This window comes from Haladaptatus sp. W1, assembly GCF_001723155.1.
GTDB lineage: Archaea > Halobacteriota > Halobacteria > Halobacteriales > Haladaptataceae > Haladaptatus > Haladaptatus paucihalophilus.
Map to the genome: position 1 here is coordinate 1 of NZ_MEIH01000271.1, position 26,371 is coordinate 26,371.

Here is a 26,371-nt window from a genome sequence, read left to right on the forward strand (position 1 = left end):
TTTGATGGTTGCTGTAGCAAGCAATGGATGTTTGCTGAAAGTCGGCTTACGGGGAAACAGCATGGGAAAGCTCGGTCTCAAAGAGGCAGTAGCGATGGCTGTCGGCGGGATGATCGGAGGTGGTATCTACTCCGCCTTCGGCCTCGTCGTCTCCATCTCGGGACGCTTATCGTGGATCGCGTTCCTGCTCGCCGGAATCGTGGCACTCAGCGCGGGGTACAGTTACATCAAGATGAACCAGTACGTCGGCGACCGCGGCGGCGCGCCGACCTACTTCCACGACCTGTTCGGCGACACGATGCTGACGGGGATGGTGGGGTGGACGCTCCTGTTCGGGTACATCGTCTCGATGGCGCTGTACGCCTACGCGTTCTCGTCGTTCTTCACGAAGCTGTTCGGTCGGCTCGCGTTCAATCAGATACCCATCGCAAATCTGATTTCCATCCTCGTCATCGCCGCGTTCGTCGGACTCAACCTGATGGGAGCCGGTTCGACCGGCAAAGCCGAGGACTTCCTCACGTTCTTCAAAGTAGCCGTCATCGGCGGCTTTGGAATCTGGGGCGTCTACTTCGCCGTCACGGGAAACATCTTCCAGCCGGGATTTTACGAGCTCATGCTCAACCCGACCATCGGCATCGCGGACCCGTTCCTCGGCGCGGCGATGTCGTTCGTGGCGTTTCAGGGCTGGCAGTTGTTGCTATACGACCAAGATAAGTTCAGCAACCCGGAGGAGACGATTCGGAAAGCCATCTACATCGCCATCCCGGTGGCGACCCTGCTGTACGTCCTCGTCGCGTTCACGACGACGAGCATCCTCGAACTGCCCGTCATCATGGTCAGCCCGGAAACGTCGCTGCTGTACGCCGCGCTGCCGTTCGCGGGACAGCTCGGAGCGCTCCTCATCGGGTTCTCCGCGCTGTTCTCGACCGCGAGCGCGGTCAACGCGACGCTGTTCAGCAGCGCACAGTTCTCTCGGGAACTCATCGAAATCGGCGTCCTCCCGGACCTGACCGGCGTGGAAAGCGACGGCGGAGACGGGAGCAGTAGCGAGAGCGGAAGTGACGGCAGCAACAACGATAGCAGTAATGACAGCAGCAACAGCGACAGTAGCGGCGACGAAAGCAGTAACAGCAGTGACGACGGAAACAGCGACGATAACGGCAACAGCGACGGGAATCAGATTCCCTCGGGAATCGTCATCGGCCTCGGCGTGCTGTCGATGGCGTTCGCGGTGTACGGGAGCTTGATGAGCATCACGACGTTCGCGTCGCTCGCGTTCATCGCCGTCTTCGGCGGCGTGAGCTACGTCGCATACCGGGAACGTGACAACCTCGACATCCACCCGACGATACCCGTCGTGGGCACCGTCGGTTGTGCGCTCTTCTTCCCGGTGTTGCTGTACGACCTGTACGTGCACAGTTCGTCCACGTTCTGGCTGGTCGTCGTCATCGGCCTGCTCGTGGTCGGCTCCGAACTGGTGTACTTCAAATTCGCCGGTGCGCAGACCGGAGGTACGCAATCATGACGAAACACGAGGAAAACGGACTGACGCGACGGAAACTGCTTGCATCGCTCGGAATCGCGGGTGCGGGCGCCTTGTCGGGCTGTTCGGCCGTCGAACGGGTGTCCGGCGGAAACGGCTCGCAACTCCGAATCGCCCAACCGCTCACGGCCACGGTACTCGACCCCGTGGTCATCGAAAACGTGCCGTCGGCGCAGGTCGCTACGCAAGTGTTCGAAGGCCTGTACACCTACGGCGAGGGGACGACGTTGGAACCCGAACTCGCCGACGGCGAACCGAAGGTGAGCCACGGCGGGACGCGGTACGAGGTGTCACTGAAGTCGGAGCCACGGTTCCAAAACGGAAACCCGGTCACGGCGGAGGACGTGAAATACTCGTTCGAAGCGCCGAGCCACCGAGACGAGAGCACGTCGTGGCGACGCGGAACGCCGAACAAGTGGGAGGTGGACATGATAGACACCATCGAGACGCCCGACGACCACACGGTGCGGTTCGAACTGTCGTACCCGTACGACGCCTTCCACGAGGTGCTCACGCGGGCCATCGTCCCCAAATCGGCCCGCGACCCCGACCCCGAGACGTTCGCCAAAAATCCGGTCGGCTCCGGGCCGTTTCAGGTGGACCGGTTCGTGCCCCAGAAGTACGCGATTCTGACGCGCTGGGACGACTACTGGGACTCACCGAAGGCCGCAATCGACCGGTTGAAGTTCGTCTCGGAGTACTCGGGGCTGTCGCGGACGATGAGCCTGAAGACGGGGCAAAACCAGCTAGTCGAGGAGGTAGAGCCCCACCTCTGGAAGGCGACGAACGACCAGCCGAACGCGACCGTGAAATCCAGCGAGAGCTACGATTACACGTTCCTCGGCTTCAACTGCAACGGCGGGCCGACCTCGGAGGAGAAAGTCCGGAAGGCGGTCGATTACTGCGTCAACTTCGACGAGATGGTGGAGAACATCCTCCGTCCGGCGGGCGAGCGCATGTACAGCCCGCTTCCGCACCAGTTGGCCGAGGAGTGGGACATGCCAGTAGACGAGTGGAAACGGATACCCAACGAGCGGAACATCGAGAAAGCGCGAACGCTGTTCCGCGACGCTGGTGTCGAGGCGTGGGCACCGAAGATAGCCGTTCCGGCGTCGAAGAGTTCCGGCGACGAGTTGCTGATGATGATGGCGAACGCCGTGAAGCAAGGGCTGACGCTCGCCGGGTTCCAGCAGGCCAGCGTCGAGAAGTACTCGTGGTCGGTGTTCCACGACAAAATCGTCTCGGGGTCGCCGAGCGACTACCACATGTTCGTCACGGAGTGGTCGGCGTTCCCCGACCCGGACGCCTACGTCTACCCCCTGTTCCACCAGCGGGCGGAGGGCGAGACGAACGGCGTGTTCTACAAGAACGACGACGTGATGGAGAAGATACTGAACGCGCGGAAATCGGACGAGCACGCGAAGCGGAGGAAGCTCTACGAAGAGACCATCACGACCCTGCTGGAGGACCGCGTGCACCTGCCGATATACCAGCCGAAGAACGCCTTCGGGGTGAAAAAGGACCTCGACAACTTCGAGCTGTCCCCGATGTCAGAGGAGAACCCGCGGTTCGTCGGTTCGGAGTATCGGGTCACGGTCGGCGAGTAAGGTGACAGGGGAGTCAGAGAAGTAGCGGTGAGACGGGTCGGGCATCAATATCTTTTCAAACTCGTAGGGGGGACACCCACCCATGAAGCAGTACCTCGGACTCGTCGAAGACGTCCTCCGGGACGGGACGTACAAGCCCAATCGAACCGGCGTGGACACGATTTCGACCTTCAGCCAGCACTACGAGGTGGACCTGCGCGAGGGGTACCCCTTGCTGACCACGAAGAAGATGGACGGGTTCCGCTGGGACTCGATGCTCCACGAACTCCTCTGGTATCTCTCCGGCGAGGAGCACATCCGGAACCTCCGCGAGAAGACCGGCATCTGGAACGAGTGGGCCGACGAGGACGGCACCCTCGACACGGCCTACGGCCGATTTTGGCGACGGTTCCCGGTCCCCGAGGAGGGACTGCCGGGCGAATCGTGGCCCGAGGCGGACCACCGCTGGATGAACGAGGACGGAACGTTCGACCAGATTCAGTACCTCATCGACGGCCTCGACGAGAATCCGAACTCCCGTCGCTTCGTCGTCTCCGCGTGGCATCCCGCGAACGCGGCCGTCTCGACGCTCCCGCCGTGTCACTACACCTTCGTCGTCAACGTGCAGGGCGACACGCTGAACCTCCACCTCACCCAGCGCTCGGGCGACGTGGCGCTCGGCATCCCGTTCAACATCGCGGCCTACGCCCTGCTGGCGACGGTGCTCGCCCGCCAGACCGGCTTCGAGGTCGGCAAGTTCGCCCACACCATCGTGGACGCGCACGTCTACTGCGGCGAAGGCGACCGCGGCGAGTGGTACCGCGACAACCTCGAAGACCTCCAGACGCGCCTCGCCGACGTCACCCAAAAGTCCGAGTACGAGGACGTCCGTTCGTGGCTCGAATCCGAAGCCCCCGAGGAGGAGACGGAGGCGATGGACCACGTTCCGGGCCTGCTGACCCAACTCTCGCGCACCCCGAAATCCCGGCCAGAAATCGAGGTGACGGCGGATTCCATCGACGAGTTGACTTACGACGACATCACGCTCCGGGAGTACGACGCCCACCCCGGCATCAAATTCAGTGTGGCCGAATGACCCGCTTCGTCTGCATCGCGGCAGTCGCCGAAAACGGCGTCATCGGACGAGACGGCGGCATGCCGTGGCACTACTCGGAGGACATGCGCCACTTCAAGGAGACCACCATGGGCTATCCGGTCGTCATGGGGCGGACGACCTACGAGAGCATCGCGGGGCAACTCGACGGCCCGCTTCCGGGTCGAACCAACGTCGTCCTGAGTCGGTCGAATCCCGACCTGCCCGAGGAAGTCGTCCTCGTCCACAACGTCGAGGAGGCGATAGAGACGGTCGAAGAACTGGACGACACAGCCTTCGTCATCGGCGGTGCGACGGTGTACGAACAGTTCCTCCCGCACGCCGACGAACTGATTCTGACCGAGATTCACGACGAGTACGAGGGGGATACCCACTTCCCGGAGTGGGACCCGGAAGAGTGGACGGAAGTCGAACGGGACGAACGCGAGGAATTGGATTTCGTTCGCTACGAGCGGTGAGGAATCGCCGCACGGAGTTTTTTGTCGATTCGAAACCGCACGACGAGGAACGCGAGCAGCATGGCGACGACCCACTTTGCGAGCGTGGGGACCAACGCTCGAACGCCGTCGGTCCCGGTGAGGATGCCGAGAACCGTGGTTCCGAGGACGGTGAACAGGCCGAACAGCGCGACGCGTTTCGGGTTTTCCGGACGATAGTACAGACAGAGGCAGGTCATCAGAATCGTCGCACCGAGCGAGAGGTCGTACAGCGAACGACCGTATCCACCTCCGGGTCCGATGAAGAATAGTGGGGTAAACACCGCACCAGCACCGACGTAATACCAGAAGAGGTCGGCGAATTTTCCCATCTCATCGGCGAACTCCTCCATCTACGTCCCGCTCCGTCGGAACCGCAGGTGTGGTTTCGCACGCGCGATGAGGGCGCTGACGAAGAGGGAGACGGCCCACGCGCCGAATACGGTCGATGGACTTTTCGAGACGCTGCCGACGACGATGCCCACCTGTTCGAAGCGGCGGGGGAGGGACATACCGTTTGGGAGGAAGTTCGAGGATAAATGCTTTCTTCCCCACTCACTGGGGCGACGGTGGCCCGATGGAGATGAGGTAGGCGAGTCCGCCGATGACGATGCCGCCGAGCATGGTGACGACGACGTGGATGAAGGTGACGAACCCGGCCGTGCGCCACTTCAGGCGGAAGACGATGTGGAACAGAGAGACGTCCAGCGCGAGCGCGATGAGAACCACGAGCGGCGGGAAGTACTGTTGGAGGAGAAACGGCAGGGCGGCTATCGGCGGGCCGATGACGAGCGCGCGCCTGAACGGGATGCTCCCGAGGACGTTTCGCGCGGCGATGAACCCCGTCAACGAGAGGAACCCCGCCAACAGGAGGTACGTTCCGACGAGCGGCGTCAAGTCACCCAGCAGTGCCATACCCGTGGTTCGGGGGCGAACCGGCTTGTGTATGGCGATGTCACTCCGGAACGATGGACCGCGAAAGGAAAGGAGATGAGACGTTATTCCAGCAGACCGAGTTCTTCGAGACGGGAGACGATTTTATCGACTGCCTGTTCGGCGTCCTCGGGCTTCTTGCCGCCGGTGATGACGAGTTTGCCGGAGCCGAACAGCAGAGCGACGACTTCGGGTTCGTCGAGACGGTAGACGAGGCCGGGGAACTGCTCGGGTTCGTACTCGATGTTCTCCAGGCCGAGACCGATGGCGATGGCGTTGAGGTTCAGGTTGCGTCCGAGGTCCGCGCTCGTGACGATGTTCTGGACGACGATTTCGGGGTCGTCGTTGACCTGAATGTTAAGTTCACGAAGCTTGTCGAAGACGATTTCGAGACTCTCGTGGACGTCGGCCGTGCTCTTTGCGCCGGTACAGACGATTTTGCCGGAGCGGAAGATGAGTGCGGCCGATTTGGGGTTCTGGGTACGGTAGACGAGACCGGGGAACTGCTCGGGGTCGTAATCCGCGCCCTCCAAGTCCATAGCGACGCTTTGGAGGTCGAGTTCCTGCCCGATGCCCGTCGAGGCGACCACGTTTTCAATGTTGATGGTTTCCTTGGGGTCGGTCATAGCGCGACTTAAATGACGTATTTAAGGTTTATAAAGGTTGGTAGTCCAGACTGACACGACGAAATCGGCCTTTATGAGCGACCGACGAACGAAATCCTGATGTAGGAGGTTCATCGCTCTGATTTTCCGTATTTCGAATCGAATCCCGTCGATATTCCATGGCGCAGACCTTAACAGTGCGCCGCCCCAATCGGCGGGTAATGAGCGACGAGCGAAGTCACAAATTCTCGGAGGGGACAGGCTTTGACGACCCGTACGAAGGGTTCGATTTGGACCCGCCGGAACTCGAAGTGAACCCGGAAGAGGTGGACCCGGTTGACTCCCGCGTCGTCACCGACCTCCTCGACCAGCAGTCGATTCCGCGCGACAAGGTGTCAGTGGGCGACCTCATCGAGGTCGGTCTGAGCTACACGCGGATAAATCGCTTCGAAGAGGCGACGGAAACGTTCGAGCGCGCGGCGCGTTTCGCCGACGATGGGTCGCGCGAGGAACAAGAGGCGTGGACGAACAAGGGCGTCGCGCACGCCGAACTCGAAGAGTGGGACGAGGCCATCAGCGCGTACCGCGAATCCATCCACATCGACGACGACAGCGAACATGCCGCGACGGCGGAGACCAACCTCGCGTACGCACTTTGGGAGTCGGGACGAACCGAGCAGGCGCTCGAACACTCGGAGCGCGCGGTCGAAATCGACCAGCGCTTCCCGCAGGCGTGGTTCAACCGCGGGTTCTTCCTGCTCGAACGCGGCCTCGTGGAGGACGCGGTGAACTGCTTCGACAACGCGATTCGACTCGGCTTCCGGAACGCGCACGTCATCGAGGAGAAGGCGCGCGCGCTGGAGGAACTGGGCGAGGACGAGGAAGCAGAGCGGCTCGCCGAGGAGGCGGAAGAAATGCGCAAGGAGGCGGAGGAAGAGCTGGTCCAGGAATGATACTCAAGGAGCGCGAGACCGGAGAGGGACTGTTGGTCGCGGTCTGCGACGACGACGTGCTTGGCGAGACGTTCGAGACGGGCGAGATGTCGTTTACCGTGACGGAGGAGTTCTACGGCGGCGACGAGGCCGACGAGGACGAAGTCGTCCACAGCCTCAACCGCGCCGACGTGGCGAACATCGTCGGCACCGACGCCGTGGCGCTCGCGGTCGAAGCCGGATTCGTGAACGAGGCGAACGTCCTCGAACTGGATTCGACCCGGCACGCGCAGTTCTTGCGGATGTAGTCAGTCGAGGTACGCCGGGACGTTCACCGCGACCAGACAGAGCAGGGACCCGACGACCGTTCCGACCGCGACCGACAGCAGTCCGGTATGAAACGCGATGGCGGCGAACGCGTGGAACACGCCGACGAACGTGAGGCCGAGAAATATCATGCTCGCGCCGAGCCGTCGTTTCGAAACCATGCCGAAACGGAGGGGTCGAAGCGACTTAATCCACACCATCGTTCTCGTAACCAAATACGGTTTCGACGGCCTGTGAAGACCGAAGAAGTGTTCCCACTCGAAACCCAATTCCTACGCAATGGAATCACAGCAATCCGACGCGCTGGATGTGGAACGCATCCGTGAGGATTTCCCGATTCTTCAGCGGGAGTTCAACGGCAATCAGGTGGTGTACCTCGACAACGCGGCGACCACCCAGACGCCCGAACCCGTCATCGAGAGCATCAGCGACTACTACCGGAACTACAACGCGAACGTCCACCGCGGCATCCACCAGTTGAGCCAGGAGGCCTCCATCGCCTACGAGGAGGCCCACGACAAACTCGCCGAGTTCATCGGCGCGAACGGCCGCGAGGAGATGGTGTTCACGAAGAACACGACCGAATCCGAGAACCTCGTCGCCTACGCGTGGGGACTCAACGAACTCGGCCCGGGCGATGAAGTCGTCCTGAGCGAGATGGAACACCACGCGTCGCTCGTGACCTGGCAACAGCTCGGCAAGAAAACCGGCGCGGACGTGAAGTACATCCCCGTGACCGACAAGGGCTACCTCGACATGGAGGCCGCGGAGGAGCTAATTACCGACGACACCAAGATGGTCAGCGTCGTCCACGTCTCGAACACGCTCGGAACGACGAACCCGGTGGGCGAACTCGCGGACATCGCGCACGACCACGATTCCTACATCTTCGTGGACGGCGCACAGGCGGTGCCGAACCGTCCCGTGGACGTGCAGGCCATCGACGCCGATTTCTACGCCTTCTCGGGCCACAAGATGGTCGGGCCGACCGGCATCGGCGGTCTGTACGGCAAGGAACACGTTCTGGAGGAGATGGAGCCGTACCTCTACGGCGGCGACATGATTCGCAAAGTGACCTACGACGACTCGACGTGGGAGGACCTGCCGTGGAAGTTCGAGGCAGGAACCCCGAACATCGCGCAGGGAATCGCGCTCGCGGCCGCTGTGGACTATCTGGAGGACATCGGCATGGAGCGCGTCCAGCGCCACGAAGAGCAACTCGCCGAGTACGCCTACGACCGCCTGACCGAGGAAGGCGACGTGGAGATTTACGGACCCCCGGCCGACGACCGCGGCGGCCTCGTCTCGTTCAACGTGGACGGCGTTCACGCCCACGACCTCTCCAGCATCCTCAACGACCACGCCGTCGCAATCCGGGCGGGCGACCACTGCACGCAACCGCTCCACGACAAACTCGGCATCGCGGCCTCCGCGCGGGCCTCCTTCTACATCTACAACACCCGCGAGGAAATCGACAAACTCGTCGAGGCCGTTGACGACGCCCGACAGCTGTTCGCCCAGTAAGCGGCGTCATTTCGTCTTTCGAGGTTTCAACGCACATCCCGGAGAGCGACAGCGACGCATCCGCTTTCGGGACGCGCGATGCGGACACCTGCGCCGACCGCTGGCGCGGGTGTCCGCGTGACCGAGGAGGTCAGGGGACGCCGAGGGCGGTTCGCGCAACTCGCGCGAACCGCCCGCATGCGGGTGCGGTATGGACCCTAGCAGTCGAAATCACGAACTCCGCGACGAATGACGCACCAAAACGAAGGAAACAAATGAAGGAAACGAATCCGTCCGTTTCACCCTCGAAGTCGTCCTTCCCATCGTTTTTATCAACGCCATCGAAGCACCTCGGAGACGACATGTCACCGCGAACCCTCCCGGACGAGATTCGACCGCACGCCGAGGAGTACTTCGAAAACGTCGCACCCGCACACGACTGGCACCACGTCCAGCGGGTCGCCGCCCTCGCCGAAACGCTCGCCGCCGAGTACGACCCCGACGAGCGAATCCTCTTTTCCGCGGTGTGGTTGCACGACATCGGCCGGGGACGCGAGGACCGCGGCGAAATCGACGACCACGCCGAGTGGGGTGCCGAAGAGGCGGGCGAACTCCTCGATGGATTCGACGTGACGGACTCGGAAATCGAGGCCGTCCAGCACTGCATTCGGGCACACCGCTTCTCGAACGACGTGGACGCCGAGACGTTGGAGGCGAAGCTACTGTCCGATGCCGACAACATCGACGCCCTCGGTGCCGTCGGTATCGGGCGCGTCTTCTGCTACGGCGCGGAACACGACCAACCCATGCACGACCCCGACGTGCCCACCGAGACCGACGAGACGCGTTCGGGTGCGACGTCGGTGAACCACTTCCACAAGAAAATCCTCCGACTCCCGGAGCGGATGTACACCGACGCAGGCAAACGCATGGCCGAAGAGCGCCGGACGTTCGTGGAGGCGTTTGTCGAGCGGTTCGAAGTGGAAGCCGCGGGCGAGCGCTGAGGCGGTCGTCGCCGGGACCGAAAGCGGACGGAAGCGGACAGAGGCGAACGGAAGCGGACGGAAACAGAAGCGGACGGAAAGGAGATGAAAATCGAACGAAAATCGAACACGTGCTGAAAGCTATTTCACACGTCCCGCCCATCACCGGGCATGGACGCGGATGAACGGGACGTGTCCCCCGAGAAAGCCTTCTCTCTGCTCGGGAACGACACACGAATCGAGATCATTCAAGCCCTCTGGGACGCCGACGACCCGCTGTCGTTCTCGGAACTGCACGACCGAGTGGGAATTCGAGACAGCGGACAGTTCAACTACCATCTGAACAAACTCGTCGGCCTGTTCGTCCGGCAGACGGACGAGAAGTACGAACTCACCTACGCTGGGTTTCGAATCATGGGCGCGATTCTCTCGGGAACCTACACCCAGCGCGCCGAAGCCGAGACGTTCGCGCTCGATACCTACTGTCCCGACTGCGGAACGGAACTCATCGCGGAGTACGAGGAGGAGACGGTTCGGGTCCGCTGTGAGACGTGTGATTCGAACCGCTCGACGTTCGGGTTGCCGCCGGGGGCGTTCGAGGGGAGAAACGAGACGGAGTTACGGCAGACGTTCGAGCGCTGGCTCCTCAACGTGTTCTCGCTCATGGCCGACGGGGTGTGTCTGAACTGCTCCGGGAAGACGGTCGGGTCGCTCGTCACCGAGTCCGAGTACTTCGCCGACGAGCAGGAAGCGGGCATCGAATTCCGCTGTGAGCGCTGCGGGGACTACGCCGTCGGCAACCTCGGAACGTACCTCTTGGAGTATCCGGCGGTCGTCGCGTTCCACTACGACCACGGTATCGACCTCACGGACTACCCCGTGTGGGAACTCGAATGGCCACGTCCAGAGAACGCCCGAATCGTCTCCAAGGACCCGTTGCTGGTCGAATGCGTCATCGAACTCGACGGCGACGAACTCAGGCTGAGCGTCGATGAGGAATTGGCCGTCAGCGTCGAATAAACCAGATTCCCAACAGAACCTGCTTTCGGTCGTTTCGGCAACAGAAATGTAATTCTGAAATCACATATCCGTCCGCCGCTCCTGTCTCGGTTCATGCGTTCCCTATTCAGAAATCGGACCTTCACGCGGCTGTTCGTCGGTCGGTTGATAACGAACGCGGGGGACAGCGCGTACGCCGTCGCGGCGATGTGGCTCGCCTTCCAACTCGGCGGGTCGTCGTTTTATACCGGACTGGCCGGGTTTCTCACCATGCTGCCACAGACGCTCCAGTTCCTCGCCGGACCGCTGGTCGACCGGTGGCGAATCCGCCGGATTCTGGTCGCCACGCAAGTCGCGGAGGGCATCCTCGTCCTCTGTGTCCCCGTCGCGTACGTGATGGGGTGGCTCTCGGTCTGGGTCGTCCTCGTCGTGATGCCCGTCGTCTCGCTCATCAACCAGTTCGTCTACCCGGCACAGCAGGCCGCCCTCCCGCGCGTCGTCGAGAAGGAGGACCTCGTGGAAGCCAATTCGGCGTTCTCGTTCGCCTACCAGGGCGTCGATTTCGCCTTCACCGCGCTTGGCGGCATCGTCGTCGCGCTGGTCGGCGCAATCGCGCTCTACGTCCTCGACTCCGTGACCTTCCTCGCCGCGACGCTCGTCTTCCTCGGCGTTCGAATCCCGCCCGCGGAAACCGATTCCGAACCGGAGACGGACGCGGATTCGGATGGGGAGACGAAGACGGGCACAAATTCGGCTGGAGATGCGAATCCCACTCAATCCGAGGGTATCACCGCCGCCGTCGCGGCGTACCGCACCCAACTCCTCGACGGCATCCGGTACGTTCGCGGGTCGGTGCTCGTCTGGATACTCGCCGGGAGCCTCGTCGTCAACGCGACCATCGGCAGCACCCTCGCGGTGCTTCCGGCCTACGCCCAGGCCAACGGCGGGTCGGACGCGTACGGCTTCCTCCTCGCCACGGTGGTCGGCGGGATGCTCGTCGGGTCGCTCGCCGCGACGCCGCTCAAGCGGTTTTCGCTCGCCAAACTGAGCATCGGCGGGTTCGTCTTCAGCGGAATCACGTGGCTCGCCGCGGTCCTCATCGGCTGGTTTCCGGCGACAATGGCCCTGTTCTTCCTCGCGTGGATTCCGGTCGGCGCGACGAACGTCATCTTCGCGGCGATGATACAGTCCGTCGTCCCCGAGGAGCTCATGGGCCGCGTGTCGTCGGTTCTGTCGAGCGCATCCGTCGGCGCGATGCCGCTCGGGTCCCTCCTCGGCGGCATCGGCGGTGACGTTCTCGAGACCGCACCGGTCATGACGACTGCCGGGTTCGGGTTCCTTTGCATCGCGTTCTGTTGGGTGGCACACCCGCTGCTCCGAGACATCGCAAAGGCCGACGAGTTGGACGCCGAGAAGTACGGCCTCACGACCGCGACAGGGGCCGAATCGTCGGAATCCTTTTAGGTGACTCTCTCTTACCCAGATTCAACTATGAGCATGGGTTCGGACATGTACCGGCAGCAGATTCTCGACCATTATCGGAACCCGCGAAACTACGGGGAGTTGGCCGACGCCCAGTTCAGCCACGAGGGAGTAAACCCCTCCTGTGGCGACGAACTGGAGTTCGACGTCTCCCTCGAAGACGACGGCGAAACCATCGAGCGCGTCGCGTTCCGCGGCGACGGCTGTGCCATCAGCCAAGCCAGCGCCAGCATGCTCTCCCAGAAGCTCCCCGGAATGAGTCTGGACGAAGTGGCGGCGATGGACCGTGACGACGTTATCGACATGCTGGGCGTCGAAATCAGCCCGATGCGCGTGAAATGCGCCGTTTTGGCCGAGAAAGTCGTCCAAGACGGAGCGGAGATTTACGAAGGCGAAAAGGACGAAGAGCGCACGACGACCGAAGACTAACTGGTTTTTTACCCAGAATCGGGTCGATGGTGTGACCCATCGACTACTTTCTCGCCGGTTCCCGCCACGTCTCCCGACCGAGAGCTTTTGCGATGGCGAGCACGAAGCCTAATCCCGCCTGCACCTCCGGGTCGCGGGTCGCACGGAGCAGGCCGACAACGCCGACGCGCTCCGGCGGCGATTCGGCGTCGCTGGCGTCGCCGACCGCCTGCAACACCGTCTCCATGCCCCGAACCGTGTCGGGGTCGGACGCCGTATCCGCGACCTCGCCCAGTGAACTCCCGGCATCGACGAGCGTGGATATCATCTCGTCGTCGAGAGCGCCCGACGCCAACGGAAGGAGGTCGGCGAGCGCGGCGAGTTCGTCCAACGTACCGCTCTTTTGCAGTCGTACCAGCGTCTCCAGCGCCTCTGTGAGTTCCGCCCCGTTCGCGCCGACCGATTCGGTCAGCTCCACCGTCTCCTTCGTTGCGAGACCGTCCGCAGCCTCGGCTAGGGTTTCACCCGTCCCGGCCAGTTCCGCGACCATGCGGTCGTCGAGGGCAGACGTCCCGACCTCGACCGCATCGAGGACGCCGTTTACCAGCCCGAGTCGTTCCATCAGGCGGGCGACTTCCTCCGGGTTCTCCTCTATCGCTGATTCGAGGGCGTCCCGGGCATCGTCCTGCGTTGTCTGTTCTACCATCTCGGTTACCTCACAGGAGTCCCCGTGCAGTCAGCCAGTAGGATTCGTTGTACGAGAGCTTCGCCCAGTGGACGAACTTCGACGGGTCGCGGACCGTCGGCTGTCGGCCGTACTCGAACTCCACGAACGTCGCCTCGTCCATGCCCGATTCGATGAAACAGACCGTCTTGCCGTCGAATATGGCCGTCGGGGTGTGGCCGCGGACCCGACTGGCGAGGCGGTCGGCGACGACGCCCGCCTCGTAGTGGGCGACGCTGCCCGCCTTGCTCGTCGGCACGTCGGCGGTGTCGCCGATGGCGTAGACGTCCGCCGCGGCGTCCGCTTCGAGCGTCTCCTTATCGACCGGCACCCAGCCGTCGTCACCGAGGCCGGACTCCTTGATGAGGTCGTCGCCGCTGTGGGGCGGAATGGCGACCAAGAGGTCGTAATCCATCTCCGTGCCCTCCATCGTCCGGATGACCTTCTCCTCCGGGTCGACCTCATCTGCGTTGAAGAACGTCTCGACGTTGATGTCCCGCTTTTCGAGTTCCGGCGTCGCCCACTCGGCGATGGATTCGAGTCCGTGGGCGCGTCCGATGGGGTACGTGTACGTGATTTCGACGTCATCGCGCCGTCCCCGTTCGCGGAGCCAGTCGTCGGCCATGAAGACGAACTCCAGCGGCGCGGCCGGGCACATGTGCGGGACGCCGATGACCGAGAGCACGAGGTGCCCGCCGGTGAACTCGGCCAAGTCGTCGCGCAACGCCTCGGCCCCGTCGGGACCGTAGAAGTGGTGTCCGCCCTCCTTCAGGCCGGGGACGTCCTCCGGCGTGAGTTTCGCGCCGGTCGAAAGGACGAGGTAGTCGTAGTCGAGCGTCGTCCCCCCGTCTTGACACGAGAGCCGTTTCTCGTCGGTGTCGATGGAGACGACCCGGTTGATTCGGAGTTCGACGCGGCTGTCGAGGAGTTCCGAAATCGGTCGCCGGGCCTCCTGAACCTCTCGTTCACCGAAGGCCACGTAGAGGTAGAGCGGCTTGTACACGTGGTCCGGGTCGTCGGTGACGAGCGTGACCTCGACGTCGCCGGCGTCTATCTCCGGCGCGAGTTCGTCGGCGAGTCGATTGGCGAGGACCGTCCCGCCGGTCCCGCCACCGACGATTGCGATTCGTTTCATGCTTTCTTCACGTAGAGGCTCCAGTAACCGTCGTGGTCGACGGTATCGAGGTGTTCGTGTCCGGCCTTGTCCACCCACTCCGGGACGTCCTTTTTCGATCCGCTGTCTTCCGTTTGCAGTTCGACGACGGTGCCCGAGTCCACGCTCTTTATTTTCCCGATGAGGTCCATCAGGGGGCCGGGGCAGGTCGCACCGCGCGCGTCGATCGTTACGTCGGGTTCGATTTCTGTTTCGCTCATTGTAATCACCAGTTTAGACGAATATGACGTTCTTGTCCTGTGCTCGTTCGAGGAATCCGGCGACGCCGAGTTCGTCGTCGAAGACGTCCACGTAGTCGTCGAGCGTGTTTCCGAGCAGGTCCATCGCCATCGTGCAGGCGTACACCGTCATCGGACCGAGGTCCTTCGCCTGTTCGAGTTGGTCGGTGAACAGGGGAACCTGAACGTCCGAAGCGCTCATCATCGCCTCGGCGACGCGGCCGCCTTTGAAGTCGTTCCGTTCGACGGTCTCCGTCTCGAACGCGTTGAGCGCGTTCATCGTTACGAAAACCTCGACCGGAATGTCGGACGCCGCGGCGATGGATCCGATCATGCTCGCCGCCTGAATCTTTTCGATGTCCTCGGACGCGAGGACGATTGCATAGCCGTTCATGTGCTCATCACACCTGAAGAGACGCGACGCACAGGCATAATATTGTGATGCTATTCCAAGAGCGCGAGAACTAGATTCGAAGACATGTTCACGGGCAGTACCAGAGCGAAGTAAAATAAATCGGGGAAGAACGATGAAGACGGAATGATATCAGGGGCAGTCGATGTCATCGAACCCTGCTCGGATGATTTCAGCCGCTCACTCGATATTCGATATTGCGAGAAAAACTCAAAATAGTCGGCGGTTATTCCGGCTTCAGACCGCCGTCCTGCACGCGCATGACGGCCTCACCGTCGGCGAGGTTCGGCGCGTCCACGAGTCGGACGATACGCTTGTCGCCCTTCGATTTTCGGAGGTACATCCGGAACGTCGATTTGTGGCCGAGGATGTTGCCACCGATGGGCTGGGTCGGGTCGCCGAAGAACGAGTCGGGGTTGGACGAAACCTGATTCGTCACGACGACGGCCGTGTTGTACAGGTTACCCACCTTGTCGATGTCGTGGAGGTGTTTGTTGAGTTTCTGCTGACGGGTGGCGAGCTGTCCACGACCGACGTATTCGGCGCGGAAGTGGGCGGTGAGGCTGTCGATACAGACCAGTCGGACGGGCCAGTCGCTGTCCTCGTGTTCGCCCGCGAGTTCCTGTGCCTTCTCCGCGAGGAGCATCTGGTGGTTGGAGTTGAACGCCTTTGCGACGTGAATCTTGTCGAGGATGTCGGCGACGAGTTCCTCCATCGCTTCCTCGTCGTCCGGGGAACCGTCGATTTCGCGGTCGTCCATCGTGGCCTGAATGGCCTCGTCCGGCAGGCCACGAACCATGTCGTCGATACGTTCGGGGCGGAACGTGTCTTCAGAGTCGATGAAGATGACGCTGCCGTGGAGACCGCCCTGTTCGGGCGGCAGTTGGACGTTCACCGAAAGCTGGTGGGTGATCTGGGATTTCCCCGCACCGAACTCGCCGTACACTTCGGTGATGGATTGGGTCTCGACGCCGCCGCCGAGCAACTCGTCCACTTCGTCTATCTGCCAGCTGAGCTTGCCGATTCGCTCGCGTCGTTCGAGCACCTGTGAACCGGTTTCGAATCCGCCGATGTCGGCCTCCTTTCGGGCGGCCTGAATGATGTCGGCGGACGTGCTCTCGCCGACGTCGGCGGTGTTGCTGAGTTCGCCGGGACTCGCAACCGCGAGACTCTGATAGGAATCGAATCCCGCGTCACGGAGTTTTTCTGCTGTCGCTGGACCAACGCCGGGGAGTGCTTCGAGGTCTACGTCTGCCATTGTACTCCTGCCTTGTTCCCGTCATTATATAAACCTCCGTTAACAGCGGAGTGAAAGTGAAACTGGCGAGCGGTGTCGGGATATCAGAATAGGAAGGGAAGCCTTTAGATACGAAAAGGAAATCGCGTGGAAGTTATTCCCACGGATGTTTGCTCGTGTGGTCCGGCCAGAGCGGATACCAGTACTGTTCGTCGGACTCGATTTCGAGTTCGCCGTCCATGTTGCTCCGGAGTTTGAACTCGGCCGCCGAGTCGCGCTCGTGGCCGCGCTTCGGCGCGAAGGGATAGTAGGCGCCGCGACGGAAGGAGTACACCCAGTAGACGTAGTTGCCGTCCCGCTGGAAGCCGAAAATAGCGGCGAGGAGACGCGACCCGTAGCCCTCCTCGACGAACGTGTCCGCCGCGAAGTGGAGGCTCGTCACGAGGTCTTCGGGGTCGTCGTCTTCGAGGACGAACCACGAGTAGCCGTGATTGTCCACGTGCGCGGTCGCCTCGGTGCCGGTCTCCTCCTTTCCGGCTTCGAGGATGGCGTGCACTTCGTCCACCGCATCCTGGAAGTCGGTGCTATCGACCTCCGAGAAACAGAGCGCCGCCTGCCCGACCGATTCGTAGCCGAGGTCGGCTTCCATCGTGACGTAGGCCGTGCTCATCCCGAAGAGGTCTTCGGGGTCGGCCTCGCGTCCCGCGTCCGTCTCGGCGCGGATGCCGAGCACCTCACGGATGCCGTCGAATAATCCCATACCGAGGTGTACGAAGTCGGTGCGGAAAAAGGGAGGCGATACTTATGTGGCAGATAATAAAGGGTATCGAGCCCGTCCGTGAAACCGATGGGAACGCATTCCCGACGCCGGTTTCTCGAACTGGCAGGTGCTGGCACCGCCGTCGCGCTCGCGGGGTGTTCGAGCGGCCCGAGCGACGCCGAAGGTGCCGACACCTCCACGACGGAAACCGAGACGACAGAGACTGACGAGGAAACCACGGAAGACGCTTCCAACGACATCACAATGAGTTCAGTATTCCACTTCAGCGAGGGGGACGACCACCAGAAACACGCGGTGGCGAACGTCGCCAACCTGTTGAACGACGATTCGACCGACACGGAGACCATCGCGCTCGTCGCTAACGGCGTAGGCGTCAAACTCCTCTCGACCGACTCCACCCAAGCCGAGACAGTGAAATCGCTCGCAAAGAAGGGCGTGAAGTTCAAGGCGTGTCACAACAGCATGAACAAGCTCAACTACACGAAAGAGGACCTCCTCGAAGGAGTCGAAGTCGTCCCCGCGGGCGTCGGTGAACTCACGAAACTACAGGCCAAAGAGGGATACGCCTACATCAAGACGCCGTAGCGTCAGTAGGACTCCATCTCGCGTTCCATATCGCGGAGTCGCTCGACCCGCGCCTCGGTGCTGGGGTGCGTGCTGAACAGCTTGCTGACGAAGCCTGCTTTTGCGGGGATGATGAAGAACGCGTTCATCTCCGACGTCTCGCGCAGGTCCTCCTGTGGCACCCGATCCATCCCGCCGTCGATGGTCAGCAGGGCGGACGCGAGCGCGGACGGCTTGCCCGTAATCGTCGCCCCGCCGCGGTCGGCGGCGAACTCGCGGTAGCGCGAGAGCGCGCGGATGAGGAAGTAACTGATAATCCACACCACGAGCGACGCGAGGATGGCGACGAAGACGGGAACCTGATTCCCGTCCCGGCTGTCGCGCCCGCCGCTGAACAGCCAGCCCCAGCGGACGACCATGAACGCGATGGTCGAGAGGAACGACGCGATGGTCATCACCATCACGTCGCGGTTCTTGACGTGGGCGAGTTCGTGAGCGAGCACGCCCTCCAACTCCTCCTGATTCAACGTCTGGAGGAGTCCCGTCGTCACGCAAACGGCGGAGTTCTTCTGGGAGCGCCCGGTCGCAAACGCGTTTGGGACGCGAGTATCCGCGACGGCGACTTTCGGCTTCGGCAGGTCGGCCTGCTGGGAGAGTCGGCTGATGGTCGCGTGGAGGTCGGGATACTCGTCCTCGCTCACTTCGTGTGCGCCCATGCTCCACAGCGCGAGTTTGTCGCTGTAGAAGAACTGGCCAAGCGAGAAAATGCCGAACACCAGTGCGATGGGGAGGATACGCTCCGGGAATATCACTACTAACCCACCGACGAACACGATATACAGGGCGAACAGGAGGAACATCGTAAAGCCCATCCTGGCTCGAAGTCCCCAATCTGCCTTCCACTTCATGGTTCAGTCTAGGGATTCCGACCGTTTAAAGATTCGTCGTCGCATGCGGATAAGTAGCAAGCGGGAAGGGTGAGTTTTCTCCGACCGATAAAAACACAACGAAAGTTAAAATTTCAGTTTCGATGAGGCCGGAACGCTTACCCCCGGAGGCGGAATAAGGGGCGTATGTTCTCGTTTGAACCGGCGAGGGTATCTCGATGACCGGTACGGTCGTCTTAGCCGGTAGTCTCAACCGTTCTGGCCGATGGCTCGCCAAACACCTCGCCGAACGAGGGTGGGACGTCACTTGTCTCGGTCTTTCTCGGTCGAACTGGGAACTCGGGGGATATCGGGGGCTCTCGTTTCGTGCGGCGGATTTGACCGATCAGGTCGAAACCGCGGAGGCGATTTCGACGGAGAATCCCGATGCGGTCGTTCACTGGGCGACGCTGCCGTCGCCGGAGCGCCACGCGGGGATGCGCATCTTCGAAAACAACGTCGTCGGGGCCTACAACGTGTTCACCGCGGCGGGGCGAACGAACGCCCGAATCGCGTGGGCGTCGAACGAGAGCGCCTACGGCTTCCAACTCGCGGGTGAACCGACCCTCCCCGAGTACTTACCGCTGGACGAGGAACACCCGCTTCGACCCGAAGACCCGTACGGGACCTCGAAAGTCGTCGGCGAACAAATCGGGGGCATGGTCGCCCGTCGATACGACGTTCCGGTCGCGTCGATGCGCGGGTCATGGGTGCAGTTTCCCGACGAGTACGACTGTCTCGACGCGCGGACCAACCTCGCAACGGGCGCGGGGAACTTCTGGTCCTACGTGGACGTTCGGGACGTCGTGACGGCCATCGAACGCGCCATCACGGCGGACTTCGATGGTCACGAACCCTTCATCGTCTCGGCGGCCGACAACTACCTCGACGAACCCATCGAAGACGCCCTCGTCGAGTTCTTCGGCGGAGTCCCGGAGCGGTGTGATATCGCCGGGACCGACTCGGCCTTCTCGACCGCGAAAGCCGAGTCGATGCTCGGCTGGGAACCGACCCACTCGTGGCGCGATGCCGTGGACGATGACGAGTTCGTCCTGCCGTGAGCCTTCTACAGGCTTAAAAGCGCGAACGACATAGAACCGTCAATGACCGATTCTGGCGAATTCTGCCCGAACTGTGGCGACCCCATCGAGGTCGATATCACGGAACGGGACTATCCGACCTCCGCCTCTCCACGCGAGCGGAAGCTCTGTGACGCGTGTTATTTCGACCGATTCGACCTCGTAGACGCCCCGGAGCGAATCGAAGTCCGAGTGTGTGCACAGTGCGGTGCCGTCTACCGCGGCCGACGCTGGGTGGACGTGGGCGCGCGAGACTACACCGACATCGCCATCGAGGAAGTGAGCGAAGCGCTCGCGGTACACGTCGATGCCCGCGACGTGTCGTGGCAGGTGGAACCCGAACAGATAGACCCGAACACGATCCGGATGCACTGTTACTTCTCCGGCGTCGTCCGCGACACGCTGATCGAGGAGGAGATTATGGTCCCCGTGATGATCGCCCGCCAGACGTGTACCCGGTGTGGACGAATCGCGGGCGACTACTACGCCAGCATCGTGCAGGTGCGCGGCGTGGACCGGACGCCGACGCCGGAAGAGGAGAAGCGCGCCCGCGAAATCGCCAACGAAATCGTCGCGGACATGGAGGCGACGGGCGACAGAAACGCCTTCGTCACCGACATGGACGCGACGCCCGACGGCCTGAACATCAAGGTCTCGACCAACAACATCGGCAAGAAGATTTCGAACAAACTGGTCGAGGAGTTCGGCGGGAGCTTCACCGACTCGGAAACCCTCGTCACGGAGGACGAGGACGGCAACGAGGTGTACCGCGTCACCTACGCCGTCCGCCTGCCGCCGTTCACGCCCGGCGACATCATCAGCCCGGACGACGACGGGCCGGTGCTCGTTCGGAGCGTGCGCGGAAACCTGAAAGGCAAACGAATCACGACCGGCGAGGAGTACGAGGCGCAGTTCGGTGACGAAGACGCCTCGGATGCGCGCAAGTTGGGCACCATCGACGATGCCGAGGAGACGACGCTCGTCGCGGTGACCGACGAGCGCGCGGTGCAGGTGCTCGACCCGGAAACCTACCAGACGAAGACGATTTCCAAGCCGTCGTACATGGACGAGAACGCGGAGACGGTCCCCGTGTTCAAGAGTCGAAACGGGCTGTACGTGGTCCCGGATGCGTAACCTCGCCGTCCTCGTGGCGAAACCGCGGGCCGAAGCGACCATCGCGGAACTGGAGGCGGAAGGCGTTTACGACGACTCCAGAAAAGTCAGCGAACACGACGACGAACTGGTCGAACTGCCCGTGACCGCGCGACCGACCGAAACGCGGTTCGAGGAGGTCGTCGAACAGTCCGACCCGGAGATTCGACACACAGACCTCGACTCCCTGCTTCGGGAGCGCGGGTGGTCGGACGACGACATCGACCGCGCACCGAAGTCGTGGGCCGTCGTCGGAAGCGTGATTCTCGTCCAGTTCGACGACTGTCCGCGACCCGAGGAGGTCGGCGAGGAACTGCTCGCCCTCCACGGCGAAGCCGAAACCGTCCTTTCCCGCGGCGGAATCTCTGGCGAGCACCGGGAACCCGACGTGAGCGTCGTCGCGGGGTCCGGCGATACCGAGACCGTCCACACGGAGCACGGAACGAAGTACGCCCTCGACCTCCGAGAGGTGATGTTCGCCCCCGGCAACCAGCGCGAGCGCTCCCGGATGGGCGACGTCGTTTCGCCGGACGAACGCGTCTTCGACATGTTCGCCGGAATCGGCTACTTCACGCTCCCGATGGCCCGCGCCGGAGCGAACGTGACCGCGGTCGAACGCAACCCGGCGTCGTTCAAGTCCCTCGTCGAGAACGCGATGCTGAACGACGTTCCCGACCGCATAGACGCCTACCGCGCCGACTGCCGGGAGATGGCGGACGTGCGCGCCGAACGCGTCGTCATGGGCTACTACGACGCACACGAGTACCTCGACACGGCACTGGCCGCCCTCGAACCCGGCGGCGTCATCCACATGCACGAGACGACGCCCGAAAATCGGCTGTGGGAGCGTCCGGTTTCGCGGCTTGAATCGGCGGCTCACGAGCACGGACGGGACGTGGAGATTCTGGATACGCGCCGCGTCAAGAGCCACAGCGAGGGCGTGTGGCACGTCGTGGTCGATGCGCGGGTGGAGTGACGAAACAGAGGTCGTGGAAAATACTTATCACCTGTGAACTGTTCACGTCGCGTATGGATAGACAGAAGCTCATCTCGCTGTTTTTCGTGCTCCTGATGTTGAGTTCGGCGGTGGCCTACACCGTCACGTTCATCTGACGGATTCGACGAGAATCGCGGCTACTCCGTGTCCCACACGTCCGCCATGGGACTCTTCTTCCGGGAGCGCCGCGAGCGTGAATTCCGGCGCGAATTCGACCCGGAATCGGAATCGTCCGCCTCGGTTCCGCCGGACGAATCGTTGCGTCCGCCGTTGTCGCCGACGTTACCACCGAACTGCCGGGTGCTACCGTGGCCGATACTGCCACCCGAACCGCCCGCCGAACGCGGGTCGAACTCCGGCAGGTCGGGGTGCGCCATGCGGTCCACCTGCTCGGCGAACCAGTCGGGCATATCGGTTCGGGCGCGGTCGAACAGTTGCAAGAGGCTGGAATCCGCGAGATACGTCGCACCGTAATCGTCCGGCGCGCGAATCACCCGCCCGCAGGCCTGAATGACGGTTCGGAGCGCGGCGCGGTAGTACCACGCCCACTGCCCGTGTTCGAGTCGGTGGGCGACCCGCGAGTCGCTCGTGTTCAAGAACGGAGCCTTACAGAGCACCTGCCAGCGCGCGAGGTCGCCCTTCAAGTCGAGCGCCTCCTCCATCTTCACCGAGAGGAACACGTCCGGGTCGTCGGTCGCTTTCCACGAATCGAGGTCGGCGTCGCGCGAATCGCGGCCGTGGGCGCGCACCCGCCCGCCGACGCCGAACGCCTCCAGTTGCTCGGCGAGCTTTTTCTGGATGTGGTAGGAGTGGGCGTGGACGATGCCCTTCTCGTCCGGGTGTTCCTGCATGATTCTGACGACCGTCCGCGCGATTTTCGGGAGGGTTTCCTCGCGGTGCTCGTAGGTCATCTTCCCCTGCGTCACGTCGTACAGCGGTCTATTTTCGACCGGGAAGGTGTGCCCAACGTCCACGAGGGCGACGCGTTCGGGGTCGAGGCCGACCTGCCGACAGAACGCCTCCTTGTTCAAAATCGTCGCCGAGAGGAGCGCGAATTTGTTCCCGCGTTCCCAGACGGTGTGGGCGAGGTAGCGCTCGGGGTTCATCGGCTTGATGGTTATCGGCCCGCCCGCGCCGTCCGGTTGGTCCACCACCCACTCCGTCGCGCTGTCCGGGTCGCGGTAGTCGTCCACGAACCAGTCCAACTCGGAGATGAGTTCCTGGAACCGGTCCCGTCGGGCGACCTCGGCGGCCGTGAGTTCCGGTTGCGCGATGAGGTCGTCCTTCCGTCGCTTGCAAGTGCCGACGAGTCGGTCCGCGTAGTCGACCGCCCTGTCGAGTCCGGTTATCTCGGGGATCTTCATGTCGTCCCAGATGGGCACCGTGCGCGGATTCAGGTCGATGGCCGCGTACATCTCCGCCCACTCGGCGAGTCCGTGGGCCTCGTCGATGACCACCACGTCGCGCTTGCGGAACACTTCCGACCCGGCGGTTCGCATGAAGTACGCCAAGGTCATCGCCGCGATTTCGCGGTTGCTGGCGATGGCGCGGTCGGAGAAGTACGGACACCGGTGTCTGACCGAGCAGTCGTAGCCCTTCTCGCGGGCACAAGGTGCTCGGTTCACGGGGGTGTCGTGCTCGCCCGGCAGAATGCAAGAGTAGTTTCGCTTCCCTCGGATTATCTTGAGGTCGTCCAGCAGGGCGTCCTCGGCCACGTCGTCCAACTGGGATACCTGCGGCGTGGTGTAGTACGCCCCCGTCGAATCGGTCGGGGCGGCCTCGTCCATCTGACGGGCACACCCCGCAATCGCCCGAGCGAGCAGGGACTTACCGCTCCCCGTCGGTGCGCGAACCAACACCACGTCGTTGTCCCTTCGAACGCTTCCCGAATGTCCGATAGCGCCTCCTGCTGGTTGCCACGGAAGGAAGGTGCGGGAAACTCGTCGAAAATCCGCTCGGGATTCACTATCCGTGATAACGACGGCGAACGCGTAAAACCTGTGGGTTCTTCGGCGGATGGTACAGCGAACGACGACGGTACGATTAACGTCGAAACGCCCGAACCGACGGGAGCGAATGACCCGGTTAGTCGCTCCGTTCGAGCGCCGTCACGTCCGCCGCCGACGGATGGTCCGGTAACTCCTCGATGCAAGCGTAGCAGAGGAAATGCTCGCTCCCGTCCTCGAACTCTAGCGTTATTCCACCCGTCGTTTGCGGGTTCGAACTCCAGAGGTTGGCGATACCGCCCGCGATGGGTACGTCCGCCCCACAACCGTCGCACTTCTCGGTGCTCATCGGTGGGAGTTGGTGGGTCACGGGCAAAGAACGTTCGGCGCGTTCGCGGGAGCGGTCGGTCGAAAAGGATTCCCACCGGACGGGCGGCTAGCGGTTTGCGACCCCGTGGCATAGCACCATCAAATCTATATATCATACGACACACGTTCCGTACGAACCGTTCTATGACCTGCCGGCACGCGTATCGTCCGGTGTTCGAACCCCTCGCGCTCACGCCGAGGAGCGGGGCCCGATAGCCGCAGCACTCGGGTTTCGTTCCGCTACGTTCCGTAGCCGCACTTTCTCGACCGAACACACACGCATATGCCGATATCCGCCGAGTCGCGGGCACACAGCCGCGGCTCACCAGTGCACGCATCGCTTCTCGAACGACAGACGAATCGCTCGCGGTCGTTGCAACCGCTCGAACCACGGCCGACGACCGCCGAAACCGCCGGAGGTGGTCGTGAATGACCACGGCCGACGCGGACGGGACCGCGCCATCGCTGTGGCGAAACCGCGACTTCCGGCGGTTCTTCGCCGGGGAGTTCGTGACGAACGCCGGGGACAGCCTCTACACCGTCGCCGTCCTGTGGCTCGTCTTCGAGCTCAGCGGCTCGACGGTCCTCACGGGAATCGCCAACTCACTGTTGTTGCTCCCGTGGCTCTTACAGATACTCGCCGGACCGGTCGTGGACAGACTCCCACTCAAACCGGTGCTCGTGGGGACACAGATCCTCCAAGGCGTCGTCGTTCTCGCACTCCCGCTCGCCGCGGCGACGGGATGGATGAGCGTCGGCGTCCTGCTCGCGGTGGTCCCGATACTGACGCTGGCGACGCTGCTGATGGCACCGGTGCAGACGACGCTCGTCCCTCGCATCGTGGCCGATTCGCGGCTTTCGCGGGCGAACTCCGCCCTCGCAACCGTCACGCTCGGACTCGACATGGTGTTCGACGCGCTCGGCGGCGCGTTCATCGCCGTCTTCGGCGCGACGACCCTGTTCCTGTTCGACTCGGCCACGTTCGCCGTCGCGGGACTGTTGTTCGCCGGTATCGCCGTCCCGAAGGTCGGCAAGAGAGGCGGCAAAGCGGAGCGGGCCGACGAGTCGATACTCGACTCGTACGTCGCCGACCTACGGGACGGAGCGGACGTGCTCCGCGGGACCGTCTTCGTCGAACTGGTACTCACGACGGCGGTGGCCAACTTGGCGACCGGGGTAACGCTCGCGATTCTCCCGGCCTTCGGCGACGCGCTCGGCGGCCCCGCCGTCTACGGCCTGCTGCTCGGTGCGCTCGGCATCGGCCGACTGGTCGGGTCGATCCTCGCGCCTTATCTCGAACGCGTTTCGTACGGCCGGTTGTTGCTCGTCGGCAACTCGGTGGCGGCGTGCTGTTGGCTCGCCGCGGTGTACGCGCCGGGGACGGCGCTCACCGTCGTCCTCTTCGGACTCGCGTGGGTGCCAGCGGGCATCAACGGCGTGCTCACGGCGACGCTGAACCAGACCGTGTTTCCGGCCGACCGCCTCGCCCGCGTGTCGTCCATCAAGGGAACCGCCTCGGGGGCCACGCTACCGCTCGGGTCGCTCATCGGCGGCGTCGTCGCCGAGGTACTGGGAACGACGACGACGATGGGACTCGCCGCGTTCGGTTTCGGGTTCACGGGGCTGTACGTCCTCGTGCGACCGCGGCTACGGAAGCTCCCCACCGTCGCGGATGCCGACCCGGCGGCGTTCGACGTGACGGTCGCGTCTGACCGAAGCGAGGAGTAACACGGGTCGCCGACCCGTACGCCGCTTCGAAGCGGTATCGACAATCGGACGAGATGGATCATTTCGTATAGCACTATCCGATACATTCCCGGATTCGGGCCGCACACAGATATCCGTCCGTAGACGGCCGTTCCATTCGAAATCGGTGCAATCGCTCGGGAACGGTGCAAGTC

At 62.8% G+C, this 26,371-nt stretch carries 32 protein-coding genes and 1 pseudogene; 19 read left to right on the forward strand and 14 right to left on the reverse strand.

All coding sequences use genetic code 11. The annotated features are described in order from the left end of the window. From BG842_RS12355 to BG842_RS12370, 4 genes are all read left to right on the forward strand, one after another. Positions 1 to 1,525: APC family permease (locus BG842_RS12355; RefSeq protein ID WP_254663125.1), on the forward strand; the 1,525-nt coding region annotated here is incomplete at its 5' end. After that, positions 1,522 to 3,150: an ABC transporter substrate-binding protein gene (locus BG842_RS12360; RefSeq protein ID WP_069450965.1), complete on the forward strand. Its 1,629-nt coding sequence runs from the start codon at positions 1,522 to 1,524 to the stop codon at positions 3,148 to 3,150. The genes BG842_RS12355 and BG842_RS12360, both read left to right, overlap by 4 nt. An 82-nt stretch (positions 3,151 to 3,232) precedes the next feature. After that, positions 3,233 to 4,225 (forward strand): thymidylate synthase, encoded by a 993-nt coding sequence (gene thyA, locus BG842_RS12365; protein ID WP_069450966.1) that lies wholly within the window; start codon positions 3,233 to 3,235, stop codon positions 4,223 to 4,225. Next, entirely contained in the window at positions 4,222 to 4,701 is a 480-nt protein-coding gene (locus BG842_RS12370; protein WP_069450967.1) for a dihydrofolate reductase, read from the forward strand. Before thyA ends, BG842_RS12370 begins: the two co-directional genes overlap by 4 nt. Here BG842_RS12370 and BG842_RS12375 read toward each other — a convergent pair. The 4 genes from BG842_RS12375 to BG842_RS12385 form a co-directional block, all read right to left on the reverse strand. Continuing rightward, positions 4,689 to 5,072, reverse strand: coding sequence for a hypothetical protein (locus tag BG842_RS12375; protein ID WP_254663126.1), 384 nt, complete (start codon positions 5,070 to 5,072; stop codon positions 4,689 to 4,691). The two genes, BG842_RS12370 and BG842_RS12375, sit on opposite strands and share 13 nt — an antisense overlap. Then, a complete protein-coding gene (locus BG842_RS29855; protein WP_175424142.1) occupies positions 5,073 to 5,231 on the reverse strand; it encodes a hypothetical protein in 159 nt (52 codons plus the stop codon). Positions 5,232 to 5,274: 43 nt separating this feature from the next. Beyond that, positions 5,275 to 5,634 carry a hypothetical protein gene (locus tag BG842_RS12380; protein WP_069450968.1) on the reverse strand — a complete coding sequence of 120 codons (360 nt, stop codon included), beginning with the start codon at positions 5,632 to 5,634 and terminating at the stop codon, positions 5,275 to 5,277. 83 nt (positions 5,635 to 5,717) lie between these two features. After that, positions 5,718 to 6,278, reverse strand: a complete 561-nt coding sequence (locus BG842_RS12385; protein ID WP_007976369.1) for a TATA-box-binding protein — start codon at positions 6,276 to 6,278, stop codon at positions 5,718 to 5,720. Positions 6,279 to 6,478: 200 nt separating this feature from the next. Between BG842_RS12385 and BG842_RS12390 the strand changes: the two genes are divergently transcribed. Together BG842_RS12390 and BG842_RS12395 are read left to right on the forward strand one after the other, a co-directional pair. Next, complete coding sequence (locus BG842_RS12390) at positions 6,479 to 7,210, forward strand: tetratricopeptide repeat protein (RefSeq protein ID WP_069450969.1); 732 nt, start codon at positions 6,479 to 6,481, stop codon at positions 7,208 to 7,210. After that, positions 7,207 to 7,497, forward strand: coding sequence for a DUF424 domain-containing protein (locus BG842_RS12395; protein WP_007976365.1), 291 nt, complete (start codon positions 7,207 to 7,209; stop codon positions 7,495 to 7,497). Before BG842_RS12390 ends, BG842_RS12395 begins: the two co-directional genes overlap by 4 nt. Here BG842_RS12395 and BG842_RS12400 read toward each other — a convergent pair whose 3' ends face one another. After that, the gene (locus BG842_RS12400; protein ID WP_007976364.1) at positions 7,498 to 7,677 is read right to left on the reverse strand and encodes a hypothetical protein; all 180 of its coding nucleotides are present in this window, start codon (positions 7,675 to 7,677) and stop codon (positions 7,498 to 7,500) included. Positions 7,678 to 7,795: 118 nt separating this feature from the next. Here BG842_RS12400 and BG842_RS12405 point away from each other — a divergent pair, with 118 nt between their 5' ends. From BG842_RS12405 to sufU, 6 genes are all read left to right on the forward strand, one after another. Then, positions 7,796 to 9,040 carry an aminotransferase class V-fold PLP-dependent enzyme gene (locus BG842_RS12405; protein ID WP_069450970.1) on the forward strand — a complete coding sequence of 415 codons (1,245 nt, stop codon included), beginning with the start codon at positions 7,796 to 7,798 and terminating at the stop codon, positions 9,038 to 9,040. A 78-nt stretch (positions 9,041 to 9,118) separates the two neighbouring features. Then, positions 9,119 to 9,241, forward strand: coding sequence for a hypothetical protein (locus tag BG842_RS32530; protein WP_256388530.1), 123 nt, complete (start codon positions 9,119 to 9,121; stop codon positions 9,239 to 9,241). A 140-nt stretch (positions 9,242 to 9,381) separates the two neighbouring features. Beyond that, positions 9,382 to 10,023 (forward strand): HD domain-containing protein, encoded by a 642-nt coding sequence (locus tag BG842_RS12410; protein WP_069450971.1) that lies wholly within the window; start codon positions 9,382 to 9,384, stop codon positions 10,021 to 10,023. 150 nt (positions 10,024 to 10,173) lie between these two features. After that, complete coding sequence (locus tag BG842_RS12415; RefSeq protein ID WP_069450972.1) at positions 10,174 to 11,022, forward strand: helix-turn-helix transcriptional regulator; 849 nt, start codon at positions 10,174 to 10,176, stop codon at positions 11,020 to 11,022. Between the two features lie 93 nt (positions 11,023 to 11,115). Then, positions 11,116 to 12,465, forward strand: coding sequence for an MFS transporter (locus tag BG842_RS12420; protein ID WP_069450973.1), 1,350 nt, complete (start codon positions 11,116 to 11,118; stop codon positions 12,463 to 12,465). A 27-nt stretch (positions 12,466 to 12,492) separates the two neighbouring features. Then, the gene (sufU, locus tag BG842_RS12425; protein ID WP_007976353.1) at positions 12,493 to 12,912 is read left to right on the forward strand and encodes a Fe-S cluster assembly sulfur transfer protein SufU; all 420 of its coding nucleotides are present in this window, start codon (positions 12,493 to 12,495) and stop codon (positions 12,910 to 12,912) included. A gap of 43 nt (positions 12,913 to 12,955) precedes the next feature. Here the strand turns inward: sufU and BG842_RS12430 are convergent, their stop codons facing one another. From BG842_RS12430 to BG842_RS12455, 6 genes are all read right to left on the reverse strand, one after another. Next, positions 12,956 to 13,597: a DUF1641 domain-containing protein gene (locus BG842_RS12430; RefSeq protein ID WP_069450974.1), complete on the reverse strand. Its 642-nt coding sequence runs from the start codon at positions 13,595 to 13,597 to the stop codon at positions 12,956 to 12,958. A 10-nt stretch (positions 13,598 to 13,607) separates the two neighbouring features. Next, positions 13,608 to 14,750, reverse strand: coding sequence for an NAD(P)/FAD-dependent oxidoreductase (locus tag BG842_RS12435; protein WP_069450975.1), 1,143 nt, complete (start codon positions 14,748 to 14,750; stop codon positions 13,608 to 13,610). Further along, positions 14,747 to 14,989, reverse strand: a complete 243-nt coding sequence (locus BG842_RS12440; protein ID WP_069450976.1) for a sulfurtransferase TusA family protein — start codon at positions 14,987 to 14,989, stop codon at positions 14,747 to 14,749. Before BG842_RS12440 ends, BG842_RS12435 begins: the two co-directional genes overlap by 4 nt. A 13-nt stretch (positions 14,990 to 15,002) precedes the next feature. Then, complete coding sequence (locus BG842_RS12445) at positions 15,003 to 15,401, reverse strand: DsrE/DsrF/DrsH-like family protein (protein WP_007976346.1); 399 nt, start codon at positions 15,399 to 15,401, stop codon at positions 15,003 to 15,005. Between the two features lie 244 nt (positions 15,402 to 15,645). Then, on the reverse strand, positions 15,646 to 16,677 hold the full coding sequence (radA, locus tag BG842_RS12450; RefSeq protein WP_007976343.1) for a DNA repair and recombination protein RadA: 1,032 nt from the start codon (positions 16,675 to 16,677) through the stop codon (positions 15,646 to 15,648). Positions 16,678 to 16,810: 133 nt separating this feature from the next. Next, a complete protein-coding gene (locus BG842_RS12455) occupies positions 16,811 to 17,416 on the reverse strand; it encodes a hypothetical protein (protein ID WP_007976340.1) in 606 nt (201 codons plus the stop codon). A gap of 87 nt (positions 17,417 to 17,503) precedes the next feature. On the opposite strand from BG842_RS12455, the gene BG842_RS12460 reads away from it, so the two are divergent. After that, positions 17,504 to 18,022, forward strand: coding sequence for a DsrE family protein (locus BG842_RS12460; protein ID WP_083252514.1), 519 nt, complete (start codon positions 17,504 to 17,506; stop codon positions 18,020 to 18,022). A gap of 2 nt (positions 18,023 to 18,024) precedes the next feature. On the opposite strand, the gene htpX is transcribed toward BG842_RS12460, so the two are convergent. Further along, positions 18,025 to 18,909 carry a zinc metalloprotease HtpX gene (htpX, locus tag BG842_RS12465; protein ID WP_069450977.1) on the reverse strand — a complete coding sequence of 295 codons (885 nt, stop codon included), beginning with the start codon at positions 18,907 to 18,909 and terminating at the stop codon, positions 18,025 to 18,027. A gap of 197 nt (positions 18,910 to 19,106) precedes the next feature. Here htpX and BG842_RS12470 point away from each other — a divergent pair, with 197 nt between their 5' ends. From BG842_RS12470 to BG842_RS29860, 4 genes are read left to right on the forward strand one after another with little or no spacing between them, the layout of a single operon-like run. Beyond that, positions 19,107 to 19,988 (forward strand): NAD(P)-dependent oxidoreductase, encoded by an 882-nt coding sequence (locus BG842_RS12470; protein WP_007976334.1) that lies wholly within the window; start codon positions 19,107 to 19,109, stop codon positions 19,986 to 19,988. Between the two features lie 42 nt (positions 19,989 to 20,030). Next, positions 20,031 to 21,140: a 60S ribosomal export protein NMD3 gene (locus BG842_RS12475; RefSeq protein WP_069450978.1), complete on the forward strand. Its 1,110-nt coding sequence runs from the start codon at positions 20,031 to 20,033 to the stop codon at positions 21,138 to 21,140. Continuing rightward, positions 21,133 to 22,134 (forward strand): class I SAM-dependent methyltransferase family protein, encoded by a 1,002-nt coding sequence (locus BG842_RS12480; protein ID WP_069450979.1) that lies wholly within the window; start codon positions 21,133 to 21,135, stop codon positions 22,132 to 22,134. The genes BG842_RS12475 and BG842_RS12480 overlap by 8 nt, the downstream gene beginning before the upstream one ends. Next, entirely contained in the window at positions 22,131 to 22,271 is a 141-nt protein-coding gene (locus BG842_RS29860) for a hypothetical protein (RefSeq protein ID WP_175424143.1), read from the forward strand. The genes BG842_RS12480 and BG842_RS29860 overlap by 4 nt, the downstream gene beginning before the upstream one ends. Before the next feature lie 21 nt (positions 22,272 to 22,292). Here BG842_RS29860 and BG842_RS12485 read toward each other — a convergent pair. Both BG842_RS12485 and BG842_RS12490 read right to left on the reverse strand, forming a co-directional pair. Continuing rightward, positions 22,293 to 24,121, reverse strand: a pseudogene (locus BG842_RS12485) (helicase C-terminal domain-containing protein). Between the two features lie 119 nt (positions 24,122 to 24,240). Next, positions 24,241 to 24,450: a hypothetical protein gene (locus BG842_RS12490; protein ID WP_069450980.1), complete on the reverse strand. Its 210-nt coding sequence runs from the start codon at positions 24,448 to 24,450 to the stop codon at positions 24,241 to 24,243. A gap of 303 nt (positions 24,451 to 24,753) precedes the next feature. Between BG842_RS12490 and BG842_RS29865 the strand changes: the two genes are divergently transcribed. After that, positions 24,754 to 24,903: a hypothetical protein gene (locus BG842_RS29865; RefSeq protein ID WP_175424144.1), complete on the forward strand. Its 150-nt coding sequence runs from the start codon at positions 24,754 to 24,756 to the stop codon at positions 24,901 to 24,903. Continuing rightward, positions 24,900 to 26,198 carry an MFS transporter gene (locus BG842_RS12495; protein ID WP_069450981.1) on the forward strand — a complete coding sequence of 433 codons (1,299 nt, stop codon included), beginning with the start codon at positions 24,900 to 24,902 and terminating at the stop codon, positions 26,196 to 26,198. The genes BG842_RS29865 and BG842_RS12495 overlap by 4 nt, the downstream gene beginning before the upstream one ends. Positions 26,199 to 26,371: the final 173 nt, after the last annotated feature.